Source organism: Nitrosospira lacus, from assembly GCF_000355765.4.
GTDB lineage: Bacteria > Pseudomonadota > Gammaproteobacteria > Burkholderiales > Nitrosomonadaceae > Nitrosospira > Nitrosospira lacus.
This window is the reverse complement of record NZ_CP021106.3, coordinates 2,261,818-2,283,807: the sequence shown is the minus strand read 5'-3', so window position 1 is coordinate 2,283,807 and position 21,990 is coordinate 2,261,818. Positions and strand designations below refer to the sequence as shown.

General features: G+C 57.4%; 12 protein-coding genes. 10 read left to right on the top strand and 2 right to left on the bottom strand.

The genetic code is table 11. The features are described from left to right. From EBAPG3_RS10285 to EBAPG3_RS10255, 7 genes are all read left to right on the top strand, one after another. Positions 1-3,126 (top strand): efflux RND transporter permease subunit, encoded by a 3,126-nt coding sequence (locus tag EBAPG3_RS10285; protein ID WP_004177761.1) that lies wholly within the window; start codon positions 1-3, stop codon positions 3,124-3,126. Positions 3,127-3,367: 241 nt separating this feature from the next. Then, a complete protein-coding gene (locus EBAPG3_RS10280) occupies positions 3,368-3,721 on the top strand; it encodes a hypothetical protein (RefSeq protein ID WP_004177763.1) in 354 nt (117 codons plus the stop codon). Between the two features lie 202 nt (positions 3,722-3,923). Continuing rightward, complete coding sequence (locus tag EBAPG3_RS10275) at positions 3,924-6,116, top strand: copper-transporting P-type ATPase (RefSeq protein ID WP_004177765.1); 2,193 nt, start codon at positions 3,924-3,926, stop codon at positions 6,114-6,116. A 66-nt stretch (positions 6,117-6,182) separates the two neighbouring features. Then, complete coding sequence (locus EBAPG3_RS10270; RefSeq protein WP_004177766.1) at positions 6,183-6,533, top strand: hypothetical protein; 351 nt, start codon at positions 6,183-6,185, stop codon at positions 6,531-6,533. Positions 6,534-6,672: 139 nt separating this feature from the next. After that, positions 6,673-7,035, top strand: coding sequence for an Mth938-like domain-containing protein (locus EBAPG3_RS10265; RefSeq protein WP_004177768.1), 363 nt, complete (start codon positions 6,673-6,675; stop codon positions 7,033-7,035). Then, positions 7,022-7,255, top strand: a complete 234-nt coding sequence (locus EBAPG3_RS15445) for a GDCCVxC domain-containing (seleno)protein (RefSeq protein WP_081607265.1) — start codon at positions 7,022-7,024, stop codon at positions 7,253-7,255. The genes EBAPG3_RS10265 and EBAPG3_RS15445 overlap by 14 nt, the downstream gene beginning before the upstream one ends. A gap of 83 nt (positions 7,256-7,338) precedes the next feature. After that, a complete protein-coding gene (locus tag EBAPG3_RS10255; protein WP_004177769.1) occupies positions 7,339-8,349 on the top strand; it encodes a 2-hydroxyacid dehydrogenase in 1,011 nt (336 codons plus the stop codon). Between the two features lie 131 nt (positions 8,350-8,480). Here EBAPG3_RS10255 and EBAPG3_RS10250 read toward each other — a convergent pair whose 3' ends face one another. Together EBAPG3_RS10250 and EBAPG3_RS10245 are read right to left on the bottom strand one after the other, a co-directional pair. After that, entirely contained in the window at positions 8,481-14,411 is a 5,931-nt protein-coding gene (locus EBAPG3_RS10250) for a toxin TcdB middle/N-terminal domain-containing protein (RefSeq protein ID WP_085922019.1), read from the bottom strand. A 19-nt stretch (positions 14,412-14,430) separates the two neighbouring features. Continuing rightward, complete coding sequence (locus EBAPG3_RS10245; RefSeq protein WP_004177650.1) at positions 14,431-18,513, bottom strand: Tc toxin subunit A-related protein; 4,083 nt, start codon at positions 18,511-18,513, stop codon at positions 14,431-14,433. A 512-nt stretch (positions 18,514-19,025) separates the two neighbouring features. Between EBAPG3_RS10245 and EBAPG3_RS10240 the strand changes: the two genes are divergently transcribed. Genes EBAPG3_RS10240 through EBAPG3_RS10230 form a run of 3 tightly spaced genes read left to right on the top strand, consistent with a single transcriptional unit; the run spans position 19,026 to position 21,977 of the window. Then, entirely contained in the window at positions 19,026-20,399 is a 1,374-nt protein-coding gene (locus tag EBAPG3_RS10240) for an MBL fold metallo-hydrolase (protein WP_004177646.1), read from the top strand. A gap of 59 nt (positions 20,400-20,458) precedes the next feature. After that, positions 20,459-21,478, top strand: coding sequence for a hypothetical protein (locus tag EBAPG3_RS10235; protein WP_151898930.1), 1,020 nt, complete (start codon positions 20,459-20,461; stop codon positions 21,476-21,478). Then, positions 21,468-21,977, top strand: coding sequence for a YeeE/YedE thiosulfate transporter family protein (locus tag EBAPG3_RS10230; protein WP_004177642.1), 510 nt, complete (start codon positions 21,468-21,470; stop codon positions 21,975-21,977). Before EBAPG3_RS10235 ends, EBAPG3_RS10230 begins: the two co-directional genes overlap by 11 nt. Positions 21,978-21,990 lie beyond the last annotated feature (13 nt).

The following is a 21,990-nucleotide window of genomic DNA, read 5'->3' as shown; positions in this document are numbered from 1 at the left end:
ATGCTGGGCAGAATAATCGAATGGTCCGCACGCAATGTGTTCGTGGTGTTGCTCGCGACAGCTCTGGTTATCAGCGTTGGCATCTACGCAGTGGTTCGCACACCATTGGATGCCATTCCCGATCTCTCGGATGTGCAGGTCATCATCTATACCGAGTACCCCGGGCAAGCGCCGCAGGTAGTGGAAGACCAGGTTACCTATCCGCTGAGCACGGCCATGCTTGCCGTACCAAAATCCAGGGTAGTGCGCGGTCTGTCGGTGTTCGGCGCTTCGTTTATCTACATTATTTTCGAGGATGACACCGACATTTACTGGGCGCGGAGCCGGGTGCTCGAATATCTTAATTTTGCGGCCGGGCGCATGCCGCGCGGTGTCACCCCCACTTTGGGGCCGGATGCGACAGGGGTCGGCTGGGTGTACCAGTATGTAGTGGTCGCCGCTCAGCACACGCTCGCGGAACTGCGCACGCTACAGGACTGGTTTGTGCGTTATCAGCTCACCAAGGCCCAGGGCGTGGCCGAGGTGGCGAGCGTGGGAGGGTTCGTCCAAACCTATCAGGTCACGGTGGAGCCGCGCAAACTGCAAGCCTACGATATTCCACTCGGCCAAGTCGCGGCGGTGATCCGTGCCAGCAACCGTGATGTGGGCGGGCGGGTGATCGAGATGGCGGAAACCGAATACGTGGTGCGGGGCCGGGGCTACCTGCGCGGGATATCCGATATCGAGAATCTGGTGCTCAAGGCGCAGGCGGGCGCACCCGTACTGATCCGCGACGTGGCGCGTGTCGAACTGGCGCCCGACGAAAGGCGCGGGATCGCGGAGCTGAATGGTGAAGGAGAAGTGGTCGCCGGAATCGCCGTGGCACGCTACGGCCAGAATGCGCTTGACGTCATCCATAACCTGAAGGCCAGGATTGCGGAAATTTCCAGCGGTCTGCCGGAGGGTGTGTCGTTGCAGGCGGTTTACGACCGCTCGGAGCTGATCCATCGCGCCATCGACAATCTGAAGCGCATCCTGATCGAGGAAAGCATTGTCGTGGCCGTGGTCTGCATCGTGTTTCTCATGCATGCGCGGAGCGCGCTGGTGGCCATCGTCATGCTGCCGGTCGGCGTCCTCATCGCGCTGAGCGCGATGCATATGCTCGGTCTCAACTCCAACATCATGAGCCTGGGCGGCATCGCCATCGCCATCGGTGCCATGGTGGATGCCGCGATCGTCATGATCGAGAATGCCCACAAGCATCTGGAACGCGCGCCCCCGGACGCACCCCGCCTGCGGATCATGATCGACGCCTGCCGTGAGGTTGGGCCCGCCTTGTTCTTCAGCCTGCTGATCATCACGGTTTCGTTCCTGCCGGTATTCACTCTGGAGTCGCAGGAAGGGCGGATGTTCGCACCGCTTGCCTATACCAAGACTTTTGCCATGGCGGGCGCGGCACTCCTGTCCATCACGCTGGTGCCGGTGCTGATGTTTCTTTTCATTCGCGGCAGAATCATGCCCGAGCGGAAAAATCCCGTTAATCGCTTCCTGATATGGGTTTACCGTCCCGTTATCGCCTGGGTCATGCGCTGGAAGAAGCTCACCATCGCGGCGGCCGTGATTACCCTTGCGCTCTCGGTATTTCCGGCGATGAAACTGGGCAGCGAGTTCATGCCGGTATTGAACGAGGGAAGCCTGCTGTATATGCCCATCACCTTGCCGTCGCTGTCGGTCACCAAATCCGCCGAGTTGCTGCAGACCCAGGACAAGATCATCAAGAGTTTTCCCGAGGTGGCGTCGGTGTTCGGCAAGGCCGGGCGCGCCAATACCGCCACCGACCCGGCTCCGCTGGAGATGGCGGAGACGGTCATCAACCTGAAACCGGAAAATGAATGGCGCGCCGGCATGACCCTGGACCGATTGATCACTGAACTGGATCAGGCTCTGCAGATACCGGGAGTCAGCAATGCCTGGACCATGCCGATCAAGAACAGGATCGACATGCTTGCCACCGGTATCCGCACCCCGATCGGCATCAAGGTGTTCGGCAAGGATTTGAACGAGATAGAGGACGTCGCCCGACAGATAGAGGCAGTTGTAAAAACGGTTTCCGGAACTACCAGTGCCTATGCGGAACGCACCACTGGCGGTTACTACCTCGATATCGAACCCGATCGCATGGCCCTTGCCCGCCACGGCCTGGCGGTCGGCGATCTGCTGGAGGTGATCTCGGTGGCGCTTGGCAGCGAGATGCTGACCACCACGGTGGAAGGCCGCGAGCGCTTCGGTGTCGCGGTGCGCTATCCGCGTGAGCTGAGGCAAGATCCCCTGGCCATCGCTACGCAGATCCTGGTGCCTCTTCCAGGCGGAGGCATGATTCCGCTGGGGCAGGTGGCGGGCGTCAAGACGGTCAAGGCCCCGCCCAGCATACGCACCGAGAACGCGCTGCTGTCCGCGTATATTTTTGTCGACATTCGCAACCGCGACATTGGCGGTTACGTGGCCGAAGCGCAGAAAGCAGTGGCAGAGCAGGTGAAATTCCCACCCGGATACTATGCGACCTGGAGCGGCCAGTTCGAGTATATGGAACGGGCCAAACAGAAGCTGAAAATCGTGGTGCCGCTAACCCTGGCCATCATTTTTCTGCTTCTCTATCTTAATTTCAGGCGGCTTACCGAAACCCTCATTGTCATGCTGTCAGTGCCCTTTTCACTGGTAGGCGGCGTATGGCTGATGTGGCTGCTTGGCTACAATCTCAGTGTCGCGGCAGGCGTGGGCTTCATCGCGCTCCTCGGAGTTGCCGCCGAGACGGGAGTCGTGATGCTGATCTATCTCGATCATGCATGGGAAGCCATCAAGACGAAACGAGCGAGCACTGGCGGCCAGCCGTCGGCCGCTGATTTGTATGCTTCTGTCATGGAAGGTGCGGTCGAGCGGGTGCGTCCGAAGATCATGACCGTGGTGGCGATCATGGCGGGTCTGCTGCCGATTATGTGGGGCAGCGGCACCGGCTCGGAAGTGATGCGGCGCATCGCTGCACCCATGGTGGGGGGCATGGTGTCATCCACTCTGCTTACCCTGGTTGTAATTCCGGCTATCTATGCACTGGTCAAGGAATGGAGCCTGCACAAGCAGAATGAAAAATGAGGATGCGCTACTATTGCTGGAATGGATTTAAGCAAATTTTTGGTAGTTGTCACACTTGCCTTGAGGAGGGAAAAATGCATGTGAAAATTCTTGTGACTCTGCATCGGCAGGATGGGTGGAATAAAGCGTAACCCCTTAAAATGAAATGCAACACCTATATTATCAAGGCACTATTTTTATTGTCCGGTTGCTTCGCTAAAATTATTTATTCTCTGAAAACTCATTACCATGGAGAGGTCTCATGAAGACAAGATCATTTTTCGCCGTATTATCCATCCTCGGTTTATTGGCTTCCTGCGCGCAAATGAATCTCCATCCGATGGATATGACCCGCGCCATCCGGAATGCTAAAACGAGTACCGACCATAACGCATTGGCCAGACACTATGAAAACGCGGCCAGAGAAATGCGGGCTAAGGTACAAGAGCACAAAAAATTGCTTGAGGAATATGAGGCGCATCCCTATTACTACGGCAAGCGTACCCAGGACTTCAAACTGCATTGTTTAAGCCTGATAAGCAGTTATGAGCGAGCTGCGGAGGCAAACATGAGTATGGCTGATATCCACCGCCAGATAGCCAGGGGAATGCAATGATCGCTTCCTCTCGCAGGATATACCATAAGCATTAAATCGAATGAACGATTTTCTGAGTCGAGTGATATTCTGAACGAGTTACCGGTGGCGCAATAATTTCCAAAAATTGTCCAAATAGCAAAAGCTGGTCTAATATGAATCATGGTAGCTCAAGGCTCGATTTCATGGCGTAATTCTGCTGAAAGTCTGAAATGAATCAGGCATGAATCCCGCGCACTCCCACGATCACGATCACCGGCACACGGATGCCGCACCTTCGGCCCCCGTTCAGGCAATGGTGAAAGCCCAATGGACTTGCCCCATGCATCCGGAAATCCTGCGGGATGCACCGGGTGACTGCCCCATCTGCGGCATGGCGCTGGTATCTGTCGCAGGCACGGGCGGCGGGGAAGCCGATGATTCCGAATTGCGTGATCTCGCGCGCCGGTTATGGATGGGCATCGCCATGTCGCTCCCGCTGGTGGCGCTTGCGATGGCGCCCATGATCGGCATTCATGAGCCGTTCGGGCTTCAGCCGCATACACGCGGCTGGGTCGAGTTCTCATTGGGGACCCCCGTCGTGCTGTGGGTGGGCTGGCCGATCCTGCGCAAATTCTGGCTTTCGCTCGTGCATCGCGCGCTCAACATGTATACGCTGATCGGTCTGGGAGTCGGGTTCGCCTATCTCTTCAGCCTCGCGGCGGTGCTCATGCCCGGCTGGTTCCCGCAGGAGTTCCGCGCGCACGATGGCGCGGTGGGGACTTATTTCGAGGCGGCCGCGGTTATCGTAACGCTGGTGATACTCGGCGACTATCTTCAGTCGCGGGCGATGGGCCAGACCAGCCGGGCAATTCAGCAACTGCTCAAGCTCGCGCCCAACCAGGCGTGGCGGCTGAGCGACGATGGGACTGAGGAACAAGTGCCGCTTGACACCGTGACCGTAGGCAACCGGCTGCGCGTCAAACCGGGAGAAAAAATTCCTGTCGACGGGACGGTACTTGAAGGCTCGAGCTGGGTGGATGAATCCATGATTACCGGCGAGCCGGTGCCGGTAGCCAAGGGGCCGGGCGACAAGGTCACCGGCGCAACCATGAATAGCAACGGCTCGCTGGTGATCCGCGCCGAGCGCGTAGGTGCGGACACGCTGCTGGCGCGTATCGTCCACATGGTTGGGGAAGCGCAGCGCACCCGCGCGCCCATCCAGCGGCTTGCGGATGTCATTGCGGCGTATTTCGTCCAGGCTGTCATCGCCATCGCTATCCTTACCGCGCTTGCATGGTGGTTTCTCGGCCCGGAACCGAGGTTTGCCTATGCGTTTCTCAATGCCATTGCCGTTCTCATCATCGCCTGCCCCTGCGCCGTCGGCCTTGCCACCCCTATTTCGATGACCGTCGCGATGGGGCAGGGGGCACGCGTGGGCATCCTGTTCCGCAATGCCGATGCGATCGAGCGTATGCGGGATGTCGATACCGTGGTGGTGGACAAGACCGGTACGCTGACGCTTGGACGCCCCGCACTCACTGGTTTTATCGCCGAAGGGTTTGCGCATGACGAAGCGCTCGCGATGGTCGCAGGCGTGGAGCAGCTTTCCGAGCACCCGATCGGGCTCGCGATTATCGAAAATGCAAAAGCGCGCGGCTTGGTACCGCGCCGGGTGGAGGCTTTTAACGCCATCAACGGCCTCGGCGTGCAAGCCGCTATCGACGGCAAGCGTGTGCTGGTGGGCAGCCGCAACTTTCTCGCACAGCATGGTGTTGATACGCAGGGTTGGGACGCGCGTGCGGAAACCTGGCGCGCGGAATCAAAAACAGTGGTTTTCTTCGCCATCGACGGTATTGCCGCGGGTATCGCCGCGGTTGCCGACCCGATCAAGGAAAACACGCCGGAAGCCATCGCGGCACTGCGGAATCTGGGCGTGCATATCGTCATGCTTACCGGCGATTCGCGGAGCACCGCCGATGCGGTTGCGCGGCAGCTGGGCATTGATGAAGTGCTGGCTGAAGTGCTGCCCGAGGATAAGGCAGGTCATGTGAAGCGCCTCCAGGCCGAAGGGCGCACCGTGGCGATGGCAGGTGACGGCATCAATGATGCGCCCGCGCTGGCCCAGGCCGAAGTCGGCATCGCGATGGGCACCGGCACCGATGTGGCGATGGAAAGCGCGGGCATTACGCTGGTCAAGGGAGATCTGCGCGGCATCGAACGCGCCATCGTGCTGTCACGCGCCACCATGCGCAATATCCGGCAGAACCTTGCCTTTGCCTTCGGCTATAACGCGCTTGGCATTCCGCTGGCCGCCGGTGTGCTGTACCCGGCCTTTGGGCTGCTGCTGTCGCCGATGTTCGCCGGCGCCGCCATGGCGATGAGCTCGGTATCTGTTGTCACCAATGCCTTGCGGCTTAATCGCATCAAATTATAAAGTATGGCCATAAATTACATTGTACTATTACTTTTTCACTCTAACCCCACCACGGAGATACACATTATGAAAAGTTTTTTCGCAATTCTGGCTGTCCTCGGTCTGTTGGCATCCTGTGCGCACGTCGATCCCCACCCCATGGATATGTCAAATGCCATTCGCAATGCCAAGACCAAAGCGGACCATAACGCACTGGCCCGGCACTATGAAAATGCGGCCAAACGAATGCAGGAAAAGGCGCAGGCGCAAAAAAACAGACTCACCGAATATGAGGCGCACAGCTATTACTACGGCAGGGTCACTGAAGACCTGAAAGAGCATACCAAGGCATTGGCGCGCCTTTATGAGGAGGCCGCGGACAACAATATGAGCATTGCGAAATCTCATCGCCAGATGGCGGAGCAGGCCAAGGAATAATGCCCGGCAAGAAGTTCAAGGATGGAACGCTTGCCACCGCATGATGCACGGTCTTTCCATCCAGCGGATTCTTTCCGGCCTGTAGCCTCTGCGGTCCACTCATGTCAAATATCAGGCGCAAACGACAGGAGTAGTTGTCATGAAACCTAGAATTGACGATACCAAATTTGGCTCCATCACCATAGATGGGTCCGATATCGAACATGATGTTCTCATCCGGCTTTCAGGCGAGATCAAGAAGAGAAAGAAAAAACTATCCAAGGCAGTGTACGGTACATCTCATACAATCTCACTCGACGAGGCTGAGTACATATACGAAAAAGGGGCTGAGCGGCTTATCATTGGCTCGGGCCACCATGGCATGGTAACGCTCTCTAAAGAGGCAGCTGAATATTTCGAGAAAAAGGAGATCCGGGTTGATCTCTCGCCCACTCCCGAAGCCATTCACCGGTGGAACAAGGCTAAAGGCTCAACTATCGGACTTTTTCATGTCACTTGCTGATCCGAGCCAGGATTCGCCCCTCCTTGAATCGGTGCTGACATGCCCGTACTGCGGATATGCCAAACAGGAAATAATGCCGACAGATGCCTGCCAGTTTTATTATGAATGCACTGGCTGCAAGGCGCTGCTGCGTCCACACCCTGGTGACTGTTGTGTATTTTGTTCTTTCGGAACCGTCAAATGCCCGCCGGTGCAGGCACAATCGGGCTGCTGCGGATAAGCCAGCCTTCCCCCAACGTCTGGCTGAGGCACTCAGCGCTGATTATTCCGTGCGGGCGCAGATGGAGCCAATAAGGAGTCTGAATGAAGGTTGCTGTTTGTAGTGCACAGTCCTATGACCGTCAATTTTTGCTGGCTGCCAATCGTGAGATCGGGCATGAGTTGATGTTTTTTGATTCGCACCTGTGCGAGGAAACACGGCAGATGGTGGCGGATTTTCCCGCCGTGTGTGTGTTTGTCAATGACACGCTGACTGCCGCGGTACTGCAAACGTTGGCGGCGCAGGGCACCCGACTCATCGCGCTACGCTGTGCGGGCTTCAATAATGTCGATATCCAGACGGCCAATAGGCTGGGGCTTCATGTAGTGCGGGTTCCCGCCTATTCGCCGCATTCGGTAGCAGAGCATAGTGTGGGATTGATGCTCGCGCTCAACCGGCATCTTCACCAAGCCTATAATCGTGTGCGCAATGGAAATTTTGCGCTGCAAGGACTGCTCGGCTTTGAATTGCGCGACAAAACCGCCGGTATTGTCGGTTTAGGGCGCATCGGTGCCGCAGTCGCGCGAATACTGCACGGTTTCGGTTGCCGCCTGATCGCCCATGATCCGCAAGAAAATCCGGAATGCATCAGTCTGGGTGCGGAATATGTTCCGCTGGAGCAACTCTATGCGGACAGCGACATCATCACCCTGCATTGTCCGCTCAACCGGCAAACGCATCATTTGATCGACAGGGCGGCGATTATGCGCATGAAGCGTGGCGTAATGCTGATCAACACCAGCCGCGGCGCGGTGATTGATACGCTGGCGGTGATTGAAGGGTTGAAATCTTCAAAAATCGGCTGTCTCGGATTGGATGTATATGAGCAGGAAGGCGACTTGTTCTTTAAGGATCTATCCGATCAAGTGATACAGGATGATGTATTCCAACGCCTGCTGACTTTTCCGAATGTGCTGATTACCGGACATCAGGGATTCTTTACCGCTGAAGCGCTGTCCAGCATTGCGCAAACCACTCTGCAAAACATCAGCGTGTTCGAGCGCGACGGGGTATGCCAGAATGAAGTATCCGTTGAATTGCTACGGGCAGGCTAGCAACAACTCCCGTCTTTTGACGCATTATTCCCGTATGAAATGATCTATCCGTAAGCTTCCCCGTCAAGTAGACAGTTCAGAAGTAGAACTCTTCCCTGCGAGCAAACGCCGCTGAAGCGCAGATGAGTACATCAGCCCCATTGCGGGATCTTGGGACGATCGGGTTCTGGTGTCACGGGGTCACTGCCGCGCAGCCCTGGGGGCACATTGCTTTCGGCAATGCGCTCCCAGAAGCTGTCCAGACCATTTCCTTCAAACACGCGCGTTGCCTGGAAGAAACCGAACGCCGCGTTGCTCAGCATATGGCCCGATTCATGCTCGAACGTGGCGGGGATGATTTCTCCGCCGACATACCGGGATGTGTTCACGAAACTGAATGCGCCGAAGTTGAATGCTCTCCCGTCCAGTTGGCCGACCCATCCGCCCACGGTGAAAATGTTTCCCGTTTTCCAGTCAACCTGCATATCCCGGATCCGCAGCGCATCCACCTGCCCGAACGTGACCAGGTAGCCGACGACGTTCAGGGCGAACAAGGTAAGACCAATGGCATGGCCCGGCCAGCTCATCGGCATCAGGTAACTGGTCCAGCCGAGTATGCCCTGATAGACATCGCTCTTTGCCACTGGCGGGATGACCGAGAGGAAGGTGATGACACCCAGTGCGGCGCCGATAATCGGCCCGAAGATCATGCCGCCGATCATGGCATTGGCGCCTGCGGTAAATCCGATCAGCGCACCGCGCAGGGCGCCTTCCCAACTACCGTAGGCAATGCCGCCGACGACAGCGCCAATTGCGGCGCCCGCAAGTCCCGCAACCGCCGCATAGGCCAGGAGCGTGCCGAACCCGATCGCGGTCCCGACTCCGAAAGTCAGCACCGAAACGGCGACAACGGCCACCACCACGGCTATGGCGATGACGATCGCGCCCAGCACGTCCCAGAAGCCGAGGCCGCTCGGATCGACATAGCGCACCGGATTATTGCCGGCGTACGCATAAGGGTTCAGCCGCTTCGGTTCCTGGAGCCCCTGTTCCGGTTGGTACAGGTAGAGCGGGTCCGGTGAAATGAAGCGGCCCATCGTCGGCGAGTACCAGCGCGCGTTAAAATAGTACAGGCCGATTTCTGCATCGAGTTTTTTCGTCGCGAATGCGGGAGGCAGCGTACCGGACGGTGCAATGAGCACGCTTCCAAAAGGGTGGAACGCGGCCTCGGTCAAAAGGCCGCCATCCGCATCGGTATAGATGACCGCGCTGCCCAGATGATCGTTGTGGATGAATACGGTCGTCCCACCGGAGATACGGGCGACCGGCAGGTCTCCCGCCAGCACCCAGCGCGTGTCCGAACCATCACCCGACTCGAACAAGTTATCAACATAGTGCGTCACCTCCGTCGAACCGGCCTCGGTCGCTTCGCGCCGGCTCAGCACACCTTTATGGTCATAGAAAAAAGCCACATCGGTACCGCTGTCCAGTTGCACGCGCGCAAGTTGCTGCTTCGCGTCAAAAGTCAGGGTGCGCCCCGGCATGGATACGACGTTGCCGTTCAGGTCGTACCCGAACAGGCTAACGGGATTAATGCCATCGCTGTGACCACTCAGCCGGTTGCTGTTGCCGCCGTTTTCATAAAAGAGCGGATTGGAGTTGATCAGTGGATTGCGAATAAAATTTGCCGCTGCGTCATATTCGTAGACATGTGAATATCCTGCTACCGGATCGGGACTGGAAGCCTCCAGCAGATTGTGGAAGGCATCGTATGCGAAGCCCTGCGTCCGCAGAAATCCCGGCGTAGCAGGCCGCAGATCCTCGATTGACGCAACGTTCCCGACCGTATTGATGTCGTAGCGGGTATGAAAGTATACGTCTCCCGTATCGGGCCGGAACGTCCGGATCTCCCTTAGCCGAAGAGAGGCAGGATCATAGCTGTATTCAGTCCGGACTCCGTTCTGATAATCCATCCCCGTTCGCACACCGGCGGCTGTGTACTCGATCGCGTTCAAAACTCCGGGAATGGACCGAAGCAAAAATCCCGAGTAGTGCTCGAAATCAATAACCGCTCCATCGGGGTAGGTCAGCCGCGTCATACGGCCGATGCGGTCGAATGAGTAGCTCAGCGCCAGGGCTTCGGTCTGGCCCGGCGCCAGGCGCGAGCGCTCGATGACATTGCCGCGGGAATCATAGCTATAGGTGGTCTCGCCGGCGGGGTCGATCGTGCGTGCAATACGGCCCGTCAGATTCGTGCCTGTCCCGGCGTCGTAGAAGTATGTTTCCGGCTCGGCCCCCCCATAGGTCGTCCCGATGATGCGATTCAGTTCATCGAAGCTGCGATTAATGGGTTCGCCGGCCCCATCCACCTGCAGCGCGAGGTTGCCGGCGGCATCATAAGCCAACAGGCGATGGCCCGCATCCACATGCTCAATCGAAATCTCCTGACCCGTCAGATCGCGGGTGATGCGGCTAAGGACCACCCCCCGGGGATCGGTGATCTGCCGCAAACGGCCGGTGGCATCAAGTTCGTAGCTTGTTGTGCGGCTTGACGCCTGGTCGCGCTCTTCCACTCCCACCAGACGGTACCATGCATCATAGATCTCGCGCCGCGGTGTCCCGAACGAATCCGCCAGGGCAGGGTCGTTATCTCCGGCATCGGAAAACACCGTGTCGAACGTTCGATATTCCGCGCCGGATTGGCCGCCATCCGGATGCAAGGTGCGGATCGCGCGGCCCAATGGGTCGAAGAAAAAGCTGCGTCGTGGCGCGGAAGGATCGGTTGAATACGGTTCAAACTCCAGTCCTTCGGCATAGAAGGATTCAAATTTTTCGGCTGTCTTGCCCCGGGCATTGGAAACGACCTGTCCACTGACGGATACCCTGTTGCCGTCATGCTCCGTGCGGCGCTGGAAGAGGGCGCCGGTTCCGTCGAGATACTCATTGACGGAAATGGTGCGGGAATCACCCGACAGGACGAGATAATGGGCAGCACGCAGCGCAGGCAGCGTCGCGGTCTCGTATGAATAGGCGACGGTAGGGAGTGCGAGCGTATCGCCGGGGGCCACTACCAAGGCGATACGCGCCAGGGGGTCGTAGCGCGACTCGGTCACTCCGCCGTTGGGGTTCACCATCCGCCTGGGCCTCGCTACCCGGAGATCATGCTCGACCGATGCGACAAAGCCTTTTGCATCAGTGATCGATGTGGCGAACAGACCGAATTCGTCGAAGACGTAGGTCGTATCGTTGCCGCGTGCATCCCGGCTGACCAAGACGTTGCCGCGCTCATCCAGACTGACCCGTTTATGATTATACAGCCAGGCTGGCTCGCCAGCCTGATCCACTCCATCGTGATACTGCAACGCTAAAAAATCAGGCTCATGCGCACCGTATATGGACGTGGCTGCATTCTTGTGCAGCGCCACCCTTTCGGTGCGGGTGAGCAGTCCATTCGTGACCTGGCCGAGCGCCAATCCCTGGAATGCGGGGCCATCGTAATAATGACGCACTTCGTTGAGCAGATTGCCGTCGCCGTCACGCTGGACAATGCGGGAAACGCGGTCACGGACGCGTCCCGCGGGGTCCAGTGCATACTCGGCGTGGGTCGTCACGATGCCGGGTGCGCCGGGTCCGCCTTCTCCGCGACGCTCTTCGGTGGTCACATTTCCGGATATATCGAACGTGAACAGGCGCCTCTCGATACGCGCATCGGACGTCCGTTCAAATGTCGATATGACTGTCTCCTCGATGAAAGGAAACAGGACCCGCCGGCTATCCGCAAGCGTCTGCTCAACGTGCACGGTCCACGTACTCTCCTCCACACGGTATGGAGCCGATGCCAGCGGACCCCCGTCTTCTCCGAATACTTCTACCCGGAAAAGCTTGCGTTTCAGGCTGCGCCGAAGCTCCGGATCGGGAACCGCTGGCCGGCCCGAAGCTTCGGTATGATAGTAAAAGACAGTTCGACACGAGGGAATCGAGTCATCGCCTTCTTCAATCTGCTCGGATCGGCCGAATCCGTCGAATTCCCGCCGATACCCATCGTAATGGCCTTCGTGATAAAGGTAGCGAGTCACGTTGTGCAAGCCGCTGATCGAGTCATCGACGGTGACGGCGGAAACCACCTGCACCGGAAATGGAAGAAATGACGTCCATGGATTCCCTTGCTCCCGGTCGCGCGTTGCTTCTCCGGTCGAGGTCGAGTACTCGATGGCCGTGATTCGGCCAAGTCCATTATCTATGCGCGAAAGCAGGCCGGGCTTCACATCGCCGGTGAAGTCAAGGTAGCGATAGTCCGGATACGGACTTGTCCACAAAATCCCTGCCGTTCCGGTTCCGCTCATGTCCGCGATTCGCAAGGTATCGGCACGCGAGGTTGGCGGCGTGTAGCGAATCGTCTGCGGGGCGCTGAATGAGTTCCCCGACTGGTTGATCCAGTACGTGACCTCGTCATAGCCGACAAAAACGACATCGGCCAGACCATCTCCGTTGATATCGACGAGGAACACTCTCGCCGGATCGAACGGATACGTGAATCTTGGCGCGGCGGTCATCTTGCGCGATTCGGAGAAACGGCCTCCGCCCCGCGAAGGCCAGTATTCGAAGTAACCGCTGCTGAATAACACTACATCTGCAAGCCCGTCACCATTGATGTCGGCGAGACGGACGCGAGGATCTCCCGAAGAAAGATTCGGCACCGGTGTCGGCAGATCGTCACGCGGGACGAGCCGTGGGGGTGCCCACCCCGCGGAACCCAGGTTGTCGTATACCTGAAGACCGGTGCGGCCATCGTGCACCGCATCAACAAGCCCGTCGCCATTGACATCCATTAACTGCAGGCCACCGGTTTCAAAAGCGAGCTGCGGTTGCCGGACGTACCGGTTGAAATCGGCGAACGCGCCGGTTCCCTCATTGCGGTAGAAGCCGCTTAGCGTTCCGCTGCCGACGAGCACATCCGCCGCACCGTTTCCATCCATGTCGGCGAATTGCACGCGGTCTTCCCCTGTGGAGAAGACGGCCGGGAACTGCGGCAAGGAGCGGGGCGGGCTCCACCTGAGCCCGCCTGTATTGGACCAGTAGCGCGCCGCGCCGTTTTCAATCGACAGAATACCGGGCAGACCGCGGCCATCCAGATCGATCAGTTCCAGATTCGGCTGGTCGAGGCCGGGAGGCGCAGCGCCCGCTTCAGCCACGAATTTCCTCAGACGGCGGCTTGAGGGGGAGAATCCGGTATAAGAAAATTCCAGCGGAGGAAGTGACGCCGACTCCCCCGTCTCCGGATCGAAGCCCGAAAATGTGACCGACCGAAGAAGCGATAGACCGGAGTAAGGCTCCATATCGTATGCCAGCGCCCACGTCCGCACGGCGGCCGGTCCCAGCGGCTCGACATGAAGCGTGACACGCGAGCAACGAAGGGCGGTATGCACCTCAAAGCCGCTGCGAAAATCCGAGAACGAGTCCGGGCGGGCCTCATATTCGAACCGGATCGCATAGACGGCGTAGCGAATTTCCTCGATATATCGCTGGCCTTGTTCCGTTCGATACTGGTATGTAATGGTGTTTCCCGCGGTATCCTCGGTGCGTTCGATAAGCCATGCGAACTCCCGGGTCGTCCCGTTATCATCGAATTCAACCCTGCTTTCAGCCGTAGTCCCGAAGGTGTGGCGTATGCCGGACTTTTCCGTGACCTGCCATCCGGACGCCATGCGGCTGAATTGCTCGAATCCGTTCTCGATGGATGCCCGAAAGGTATCGGAGCCCACGGGCAGGAGTTCCGTTTGTCCGGCGAACAGGAATGTATCATCATCCCCGTAGGAGGGCGTGCCTCGAAACGTGCGGCGGCTGATGGCGGCAAAAGGCAGCGACCAGCCAAGACCCCAGGCGCCATTACCGGCGCCGGTGCTGTAGCCGAGAGCAAGGCTGGGCTGGAAATTCCGTATGCCCGGCAACAGATCGAGAGGAACCCGATAGTTGCCGACTCCAGAGTTCAGGTCCGGCTGAAACGTTTCACCGAGACCGCGAACGTCACCGCCACCCGCCGGATTGGACGCGGATTGACGATTGACAGGCGATTTATTGGCCACAGGCTATCCTCTTTCCGTTTCAAAGATCCACGATGCGGAAGTTGTCGAAGTGCACTCCCGCGCTGCCCCAGCAGAAAAGTCCGGCGCGTCCGGCGCCGGGTAGCGACGCATCCTGCCCCGACAATACCAGTTCGTCATTCAGGTACGCGTTCAATTGCATTCCACTGATGCGTACCTTCAGCGAATAGCTCGTACCGGCATCGTATCCACGCGTCGTATCAAGCGCGGCGGTATCGAGTTCCTGGAATACGCCGGCGACCTTCTTGCCCATGCGGCGATAGCTGCGCTGCCGGTCCATCAGGAAATAATAGAAGTTGTCCACGTCCTGCCAGCGGAACACCACGCCGATACCGTCGTCATCTTCCGAACTGATGTCGACGGCCAGGATGAAGTTCTGGACCGCGGGCAGTTGGGCAGTCGTTTTACGAACGAGGTAGGTGCCGGGCTTGTCAGGTCCGGTCGCACCAGTCCCAAACGCGCCCCCATGTATATCCGACAGCTGATCGATGCGCTGCGCTTCAGCATTGAAGACCCACTGCGATGGCGCGGAGACCGTGGCCTGGGGATCGTCGACGACGTCGAAGTTTGCAAGCGTATCCGTATCGAGGCGATCCAGTAGCAACAGGTAAGGCTGGCCGGGAATGCGACGGGGGGTGAACTCGTACTCCGTGGTCATCACGATATTTTGCACTTGAGACCATGCGAAGCCGGCATCGAACCGGGCCTGGTTCTCCGCAACTGGAATACTGATTTTCCATTCCTGCAACCACGGCTTGCCGATGAACGCATTGAGCGGGCTCGACCCACCCGTCGAAAGCGCCCCGTCCGCGGTCGTGGTCTGGGTAGCGGCAGTGCCATCAGCGGTGGATACCTTGACGACCAGGTTATCGGGCGTTATGCCCTCGTCCGTCTGGATCAGGAACGTGAGTTCGCGTACCCGTGGATCCGTGTGATAGAAAGGAAGCATGGTCGATCGAAGCGTGAACGTCACCTCGCCGGTATCCTGGAACGCGAAGAACTCGTCGAAAAGCTCGTACCGGAGTGCGACGGTACGGCGTCCGGCATTCACCTGTGCGACCGCGAGTTCTTCCAGCACCTTCGGTTTCAGGTTGGGATCGAAGAACGACTCGTAATAGAGCACGAGCTTTATGTCGGTAATGTAGTTCAGGACGATGTCGTTTGCCGCAGGATTGAGCTCGAATACCCATGAGGTTGAAACAGGACTGTTTTCGAAGATCGCCAGCATCTCGACATCGGGCGTGAAGATCACGGCGTCCGCAGCGATGCGGTATTGCGACAGCAGCAGCGTTTCCGGCTGCAGCAGCCGCATCTGGGTGCCGCCATTACGCATTCGCGACAGACTGAGCCCGGTGTTGGTCAGGCTCGCGTGTATTCCGCCGCGGCCGATCAACCCCTCGACGATCACCTCGGCGCGCTTGATGCGCTGCAGGTAGGCGCCGGGATAGTTCCGGTCGAAATCGCTCAGCTCGGTACGGAAACCCATGGTCCCGGTTCGCTGAAAATCGCGCAGGAACTGAACCGGGTAGCGGTCTGCCAGAGAGATGATTTCCTTCATCGGCTGTTTTTTCTCGCCCAGAATGATCCGCATGAAGGTGAACGAATCGATGTCGCGAAGCAGAAAATCGCCGCCTAGAAGCCCCGAGAGGTCGTTCCGGACATACGATGGCTTGATGATATTGACCGCCTTGCCGACCTCGTACTCGTAAGCCTGTTCCATCAGCCGGGCTATCACGATAGCCTGGTTGAGATATGACTTGGAAATCTGGCGAATCTCGTTCGCCAGGCGGTTCCAGAGGTCAGGCGTAAACTCCTGCGAGTCGAACAGCGCCAGTTGCTGCTCGGCCTGCTGCTTGCGCAGCGTGGCGATATTCTTCTGGATATCGGCGGCCTCTTTCTGTTTGGTCGCGATATCCACCTGTTCATCCGCGACTTTCTTCGCAGCTTCCAGCTCGCTGATCCGGCGATCCATGTTATCGAGTTCGAATTCGCGCGAGATCTCGCTGCGCCGGCGCGTCAACGTACGGAGCACTTCATCGACACGGTGGGTTCCGTCCGAGATTCCATATCCCCCATAGCCGGAGAAGTCGTACTCGGTCGTAGGCGCGCCGACATATGTGATCTCGGAGTCCAAGGCCATCTGTTCGAGACTCACATCCGCATATTCCGTTTTCAGATCCCTGGCGTTCTCGAGCTGTGTGTTTGCATAAGCCTGATTTGCCTCGATTGCTTCCTTCTGTTCTTGTGCTATCTCTACCTTCTTGATCTCGAGTTGTTCGTTTGCGGTCTCCAGGTCAACCGCATTCTCCAGCATTGACCGCTGGAACTGCTCCTGCTCAGCGCTGGTCTTGAAATTGATGTATGTCCGCTCTGCCTGAATCGCATTCTCGGCGAAGTAGCGCGCGGTATTTTGCAAGTAGTCAAAACGAAACACTGGCACCTGCTCGCGAGCCATGCTGAGCAATGGAAAATCGATCCCATCCTCGATGTTTTGAATGTTGAGTTTGGCAAGCAATACCACGGCTGCGATAGACGGGTTGTGCACCTCGGCATCCAACGGCTGCGGCGCGGCAAGAATGGCTTGTACCTGCGCTGTAAGCCCGTCGAACACCGGCGACTTGTACAGCGCAGAAGCCGGATCCAGAATGGGATCGGTGAGACGAACGATCTGTTCGTACCTCGTTCTGGCTTCGGCCTTTTCACCGGATTCGAACAGAAAATTGCCCCATCTGGCGTATGCATTGGCCAGCTTCAACCAGACCATCGGCGCTTCAATGGCCTGGTTCAGGTATTGATAGTCGCGAGCCTTTTCGTACCAGGTGATGGCTTCTTCATAATCGCCCAGCTCCAGATGGCAATCGCCAAGACTCAATGGAATGGTGAAGCCATAAGTGTGGGGAATATAGGCAATGAAATTGGTGTCGATGATCTCGAAAGTAGCGAGTGCCGCGAGCGAGGTTGCGGTTATTCGGGGCTGGTAGATGCTTGCCGTCAGGTTTGCGGCTGCGTTGACCTGAAGATCGACGCTGACGACCTGATCGCCTTTGAAGATGCCGAATTGCTGAGCACCGCTGGACGGAGAAACGGCGGGCGACAGGCTCATATACTGGTTGGAACCTGATGGCGAATTAAGAATGAGGCCGAGTCCCTCGCTGCCCATCGGTCTCTGCATTGCGGTAGCCGTACCGGGGTTGAGCGGTTGCGAAAGCGTGCGCCCAAACGACAGGGGCACGGAGTCTCCCGCCGCCTGGAAAGCAGCGCCGGAACTGCGCGCATCCCCGGTCAAGGCCGCCACAACCCCGAGGTTGTTGCTGATTGCCCCGAGTCCCGGCGTTTGCGGGGGTTGCGGCGCTTGCCCGGGCGCTGCGGCGGCAGCTGCGCCGGGCGTTCCGGCTACACCCACGACGCCGGGTATGATCGCCGGCCCAACACCCGCGCCTGTGCGCTGCGCAAGCTGGAATGCTTTCATGAAACTGTCGCGAGCGTTATCAAATTCGCTTTGCTGCACGGCCGCTATGCCGGATGCGACCAGAAGATTCGATTCCAGTTCGCGATCCCTTCCTCCATTGAGCTCGAGCGCCTGGCGAATAATGGGCCGGGCTTCAGCGGTAGCTCCAGCCTGAAGATACGTCGAAGCCTGCTCATAAAGAACCGCCGCGGACGACGCCACCACGGTGCTGCCCGTGCCACCAAGCTTTTGCACGATGGACGCGACTTCCTGCGGCGGACTGTCGGGCGATACTATCGGACGCTCCCCCACGACCGAGCGGTATTTTGCAACCTGGGCAGTGGCAGTAACCATCATATCGGTCAATTGCATCTGCTTGAGCACCGAAGTAGTGATTGCAGTGACGTCAACAGGGAAATAGGGATGAAGGAACTTGTGCAGCAGGGCGTAGGCTGTCTGATACTCACTCAGGGCGTTCTGGAACTCGTCCTGGAAAAAATAATGGTGCCCATTCGCGAGATGTCCCTGTACTTGTTTTTCCAGCGCCAATTTCGGATCAACTTCGGTCACTTGGAAACCAAAAACCTGCGGGATGACTTTGTAACTGTAATAATTGCTGAGATACCTGGTTGCCATAGCGAATTCCTCATTTGATCGGCTGTATGCCGGCTTGATTGAGCTTTAATGGTTACAGAAAGAAATTTAACATTTACCCCATAGCACAGGCTCCGCCGGCGCACAGCTGTACCGGTATAACTCCATTTTTTTATAGACGGGATAATTGAAAATTGCAAATCCAATACGATTGCCTTATAAAAATTCGCGCGACGGTGATGTGTATCAATAAATAACCGTTGCCAGCATTCAAGCAAGTCAAATTAGCTGCTTCGTCACGCCAGCCTGTCCAAAGGGACAGTCAAACGCCCATCGGTCTGAACACACCCAAGCGGCTGTGGTCTCCATCCCGCTGGATTGAGCCGGCCAGTCATTCGCGCGAGTTTCTTCCAGGGCGCACGCGCACTTTTCGAATTATGTGTCCCAACGCACTGACCAGCCTGTGCGCTGGCAATATGCTGTTTTTCATGACCGTACGTTTATCCAATCAAAAAACCAGCGAAATTACGCCGAGCCGGGAAGGGGGGTAGCGAATGTTTTTTAAAAGACTGAAAGCCTCAGGCCTGGGGCAGAACTCTTACCTGCTCGGGTGCGGGGAGGGGCTTGCGGTAGTGATCGATCCTCGGCGCGATATCGATGAATATCTGGAACTCGCTCGGAAAAACGATCTAAGTATTGCCTATATACTCGAAACGCACCGTCAGGAAGATTTTGAATTCGGATCGCGAACGCTGGCCGCGATGACGGGTGCCAGGATCGTCACCGGCACACACGAACTCTTTGGACACTCGGATATCAGGCTTGGGGACGAAAAAGAACTCAAGGTGGGCACCACGCGCATCATAGCGCTTGAAACGCCGGGCCATACGCCGGAAAGCGTAAGTTACGCCGTCTATCCGCAGGATACCAAGGATAAGTGCTGGGGCGTGTTCACTGGAGATGCGCTTTTTGTCAGCGAGACCGGGCGCACCGACCTGCCCGATCCGGATCAGACCGGTGAAAACGCCGGTATTCTTTATGATTCCATTCACCAAAAAATTGCGCCGCTGGGTGACCAGGCGCTGGTTCTTCCCGCGCATGGGTCAGGCTCGGCATGCGGCGGGAATATTTCCAGGCGCGATGACTCCACGCTGGGTATCGAGAAAGAGACCAACCTCGTCTTCAAGGTAAGCCGCATGGAATTTGTCGACCACAAAATGGCGGAGAAGCTGCCGCGCCCGCCCTATTTTACCCATATGGAACGGGTGAATCTGATGGGAGGAAGGCCACCTGGACTGCCGGCGGAGTTTCGCGTTCTCCAGCCCCGGGAATTCCAGAAAGGGATGAAGGACGCAGTCGTGATCGATTGCCGCTTGCCGGATGCCTTTGCGGCCGCGCATATCCCTCTGTCCTACAATATCTGGCTGAAAGGGCTGCCAGCCTTCGGCGGGTGGGTCGCGGACGAAAATACGCCGATATTTCTTGTGCTCGATGAGCCGGATCATCTGCAGGAGGCGGTGACATCCCTGTCGCGAATCGGTCTGGACAAAGTGATGGGCATGCTGGCCGGTGGCGTGGAATCCTGGAGGGAGCAGGGCCTGCCCATTTACGGATTGGGCACCATCAGCGCCGAGGAATGCACCCACTGGATGCGGGAACACAAAGTCAACGTGCTCGACGTGCGGGACGATAACGAATGGGCAAAGGAACATATACCGGGTGCCATCCACACCTTTGTGGGCTATCTGGAGGACAGTATTCCTCAACTCCCGAAAGACAGTGAACTGGTGGTTCACTGCAGCGTCGGGCACCGGGCCGGATTGGCTGCAAGCATCCTGGAACGGAATGGCTTTTCGAAGGTTTATAACCTGCTGGGAGGTTTGTGCGCATGGAAAGCGCTGGGCCTGCCATTGGAAAAGACAGAGTAATCACAAGCCAAATTACGCCGCGTTGCCCAAAACTCACACATACCTGACTCCGGGAGCCAATGATGGACCTGCGCAAACTATTCTTCGCCATCCTATCCATGATGCTGGCGACCACCTCGCATGCAATCATCATTAATGCCGATGGTGGCGGCGCTGTCCCCGCGATGGATGTGAAAGGTCTGGATTGGGCGCCGGGCAATACGATGTTGACGCCGGTTGGTAATGCGTCAATATTTTCCCATCCTCTGGGAGATGTGTTCCAGCTCTACACCCACGCCTCGCTCGGCGGTTTCCTGGACAGTAATGGCGGCGGCATTGGCAGTCCGGGATCGAATGGATGGACATATATTGCAGGTTATCAGCAACAGGTAGTCTCGACCGTAGGCAATAGAGTTGTGCTGGGTACGATTGCCGGTGGCGACAATTTCTTCAGGTTGTATTTCGATCCAACACCGGATGCCAACGCAGGAAATGGGACCGGGTTCGGGCCGGATGCCACGAATAGCGACCCAATACTCATTTTATCCGGTACGGTAAACGCTTCCGTAGGGCAAACGGCAATTTCTGCCCGGAATGTGCCGCCTGGTAGTCTCGACAATTTTGGTCCCGACAATTATCCCGGCGTGGAGAGCATCACGGCGGTCGGGAGCAGTGCCCTCCGAATAACTGTCGAGAGCCTGGATCCACTCTATTTTCCTGTTGGATTGGCACCCGGAATGGGTCTTGATTTCCAGACCCTGTTCGATACCCCCTTTTCGCGGGCTGACCCGTCATCCTGCTTCACGAATGGTGCCGGTATGCTGATAAATGGAGCAGGCCCGAATACGCTGGGTGGCTTGGAGTGCGGCATTAATACCGTCGGGAGTATCAATGGGATCAATGGAGCAAATCTGATACTGATGAGCGATTCGTCGGCAATTTTCACCCAGGTTGCACCGCTGCCGGAACCCATTTCCCTGGTGTTACTGGGAGTAGGGCTGGCCGCAATGGGGGCTGGGAAGAGTCGCCGGAAAACAATAAGGAACGAGATGGGGCAGGCTGGTCACCTGAATCCGACGGGAGGCATTGATGGAATATGACGGGGGTGCATGGTCTCCCTATCTGGTCGGCGCGCTCATCGGGATACTCTCAATGGCGACATTTTATTTTTCCAACCAGCCGATTGGCGCCTCGACGTCGTTCGCGCGTATTGCAGGGCTCATAGGAAACCTGTTTTCCAAGGGGCATACTGAATCTCTCAAATTTTTTCAGGAAACAAAACCGCAGATTGATTGGGGTGTCATGCTCATGGCAGGCATTATCCTGGGTGCTTTTGTGGCTGCTTATACAGGCGGCGAAATCACCGCGCAATGGATACCTCCCCTGTGGGAAGAACACTTTGGTTCAAGTCGCGCACTGCGTCTTGGCATTGCGTTTATCGGCGGTACGGTTATGGCGTTTGGTGCGCGGCTCGCGGGCGGGTGTACGAGCGGGCACGGAATCAGTGGAGCATTGCAACTCTCGGTGGGTTCCTGGATTGCGCTGATGTGCTTTTTTGTGGGCGGCGCTATCACCGCAAAACTGATGTTCAATATATAGGTGCTGAGGGGTA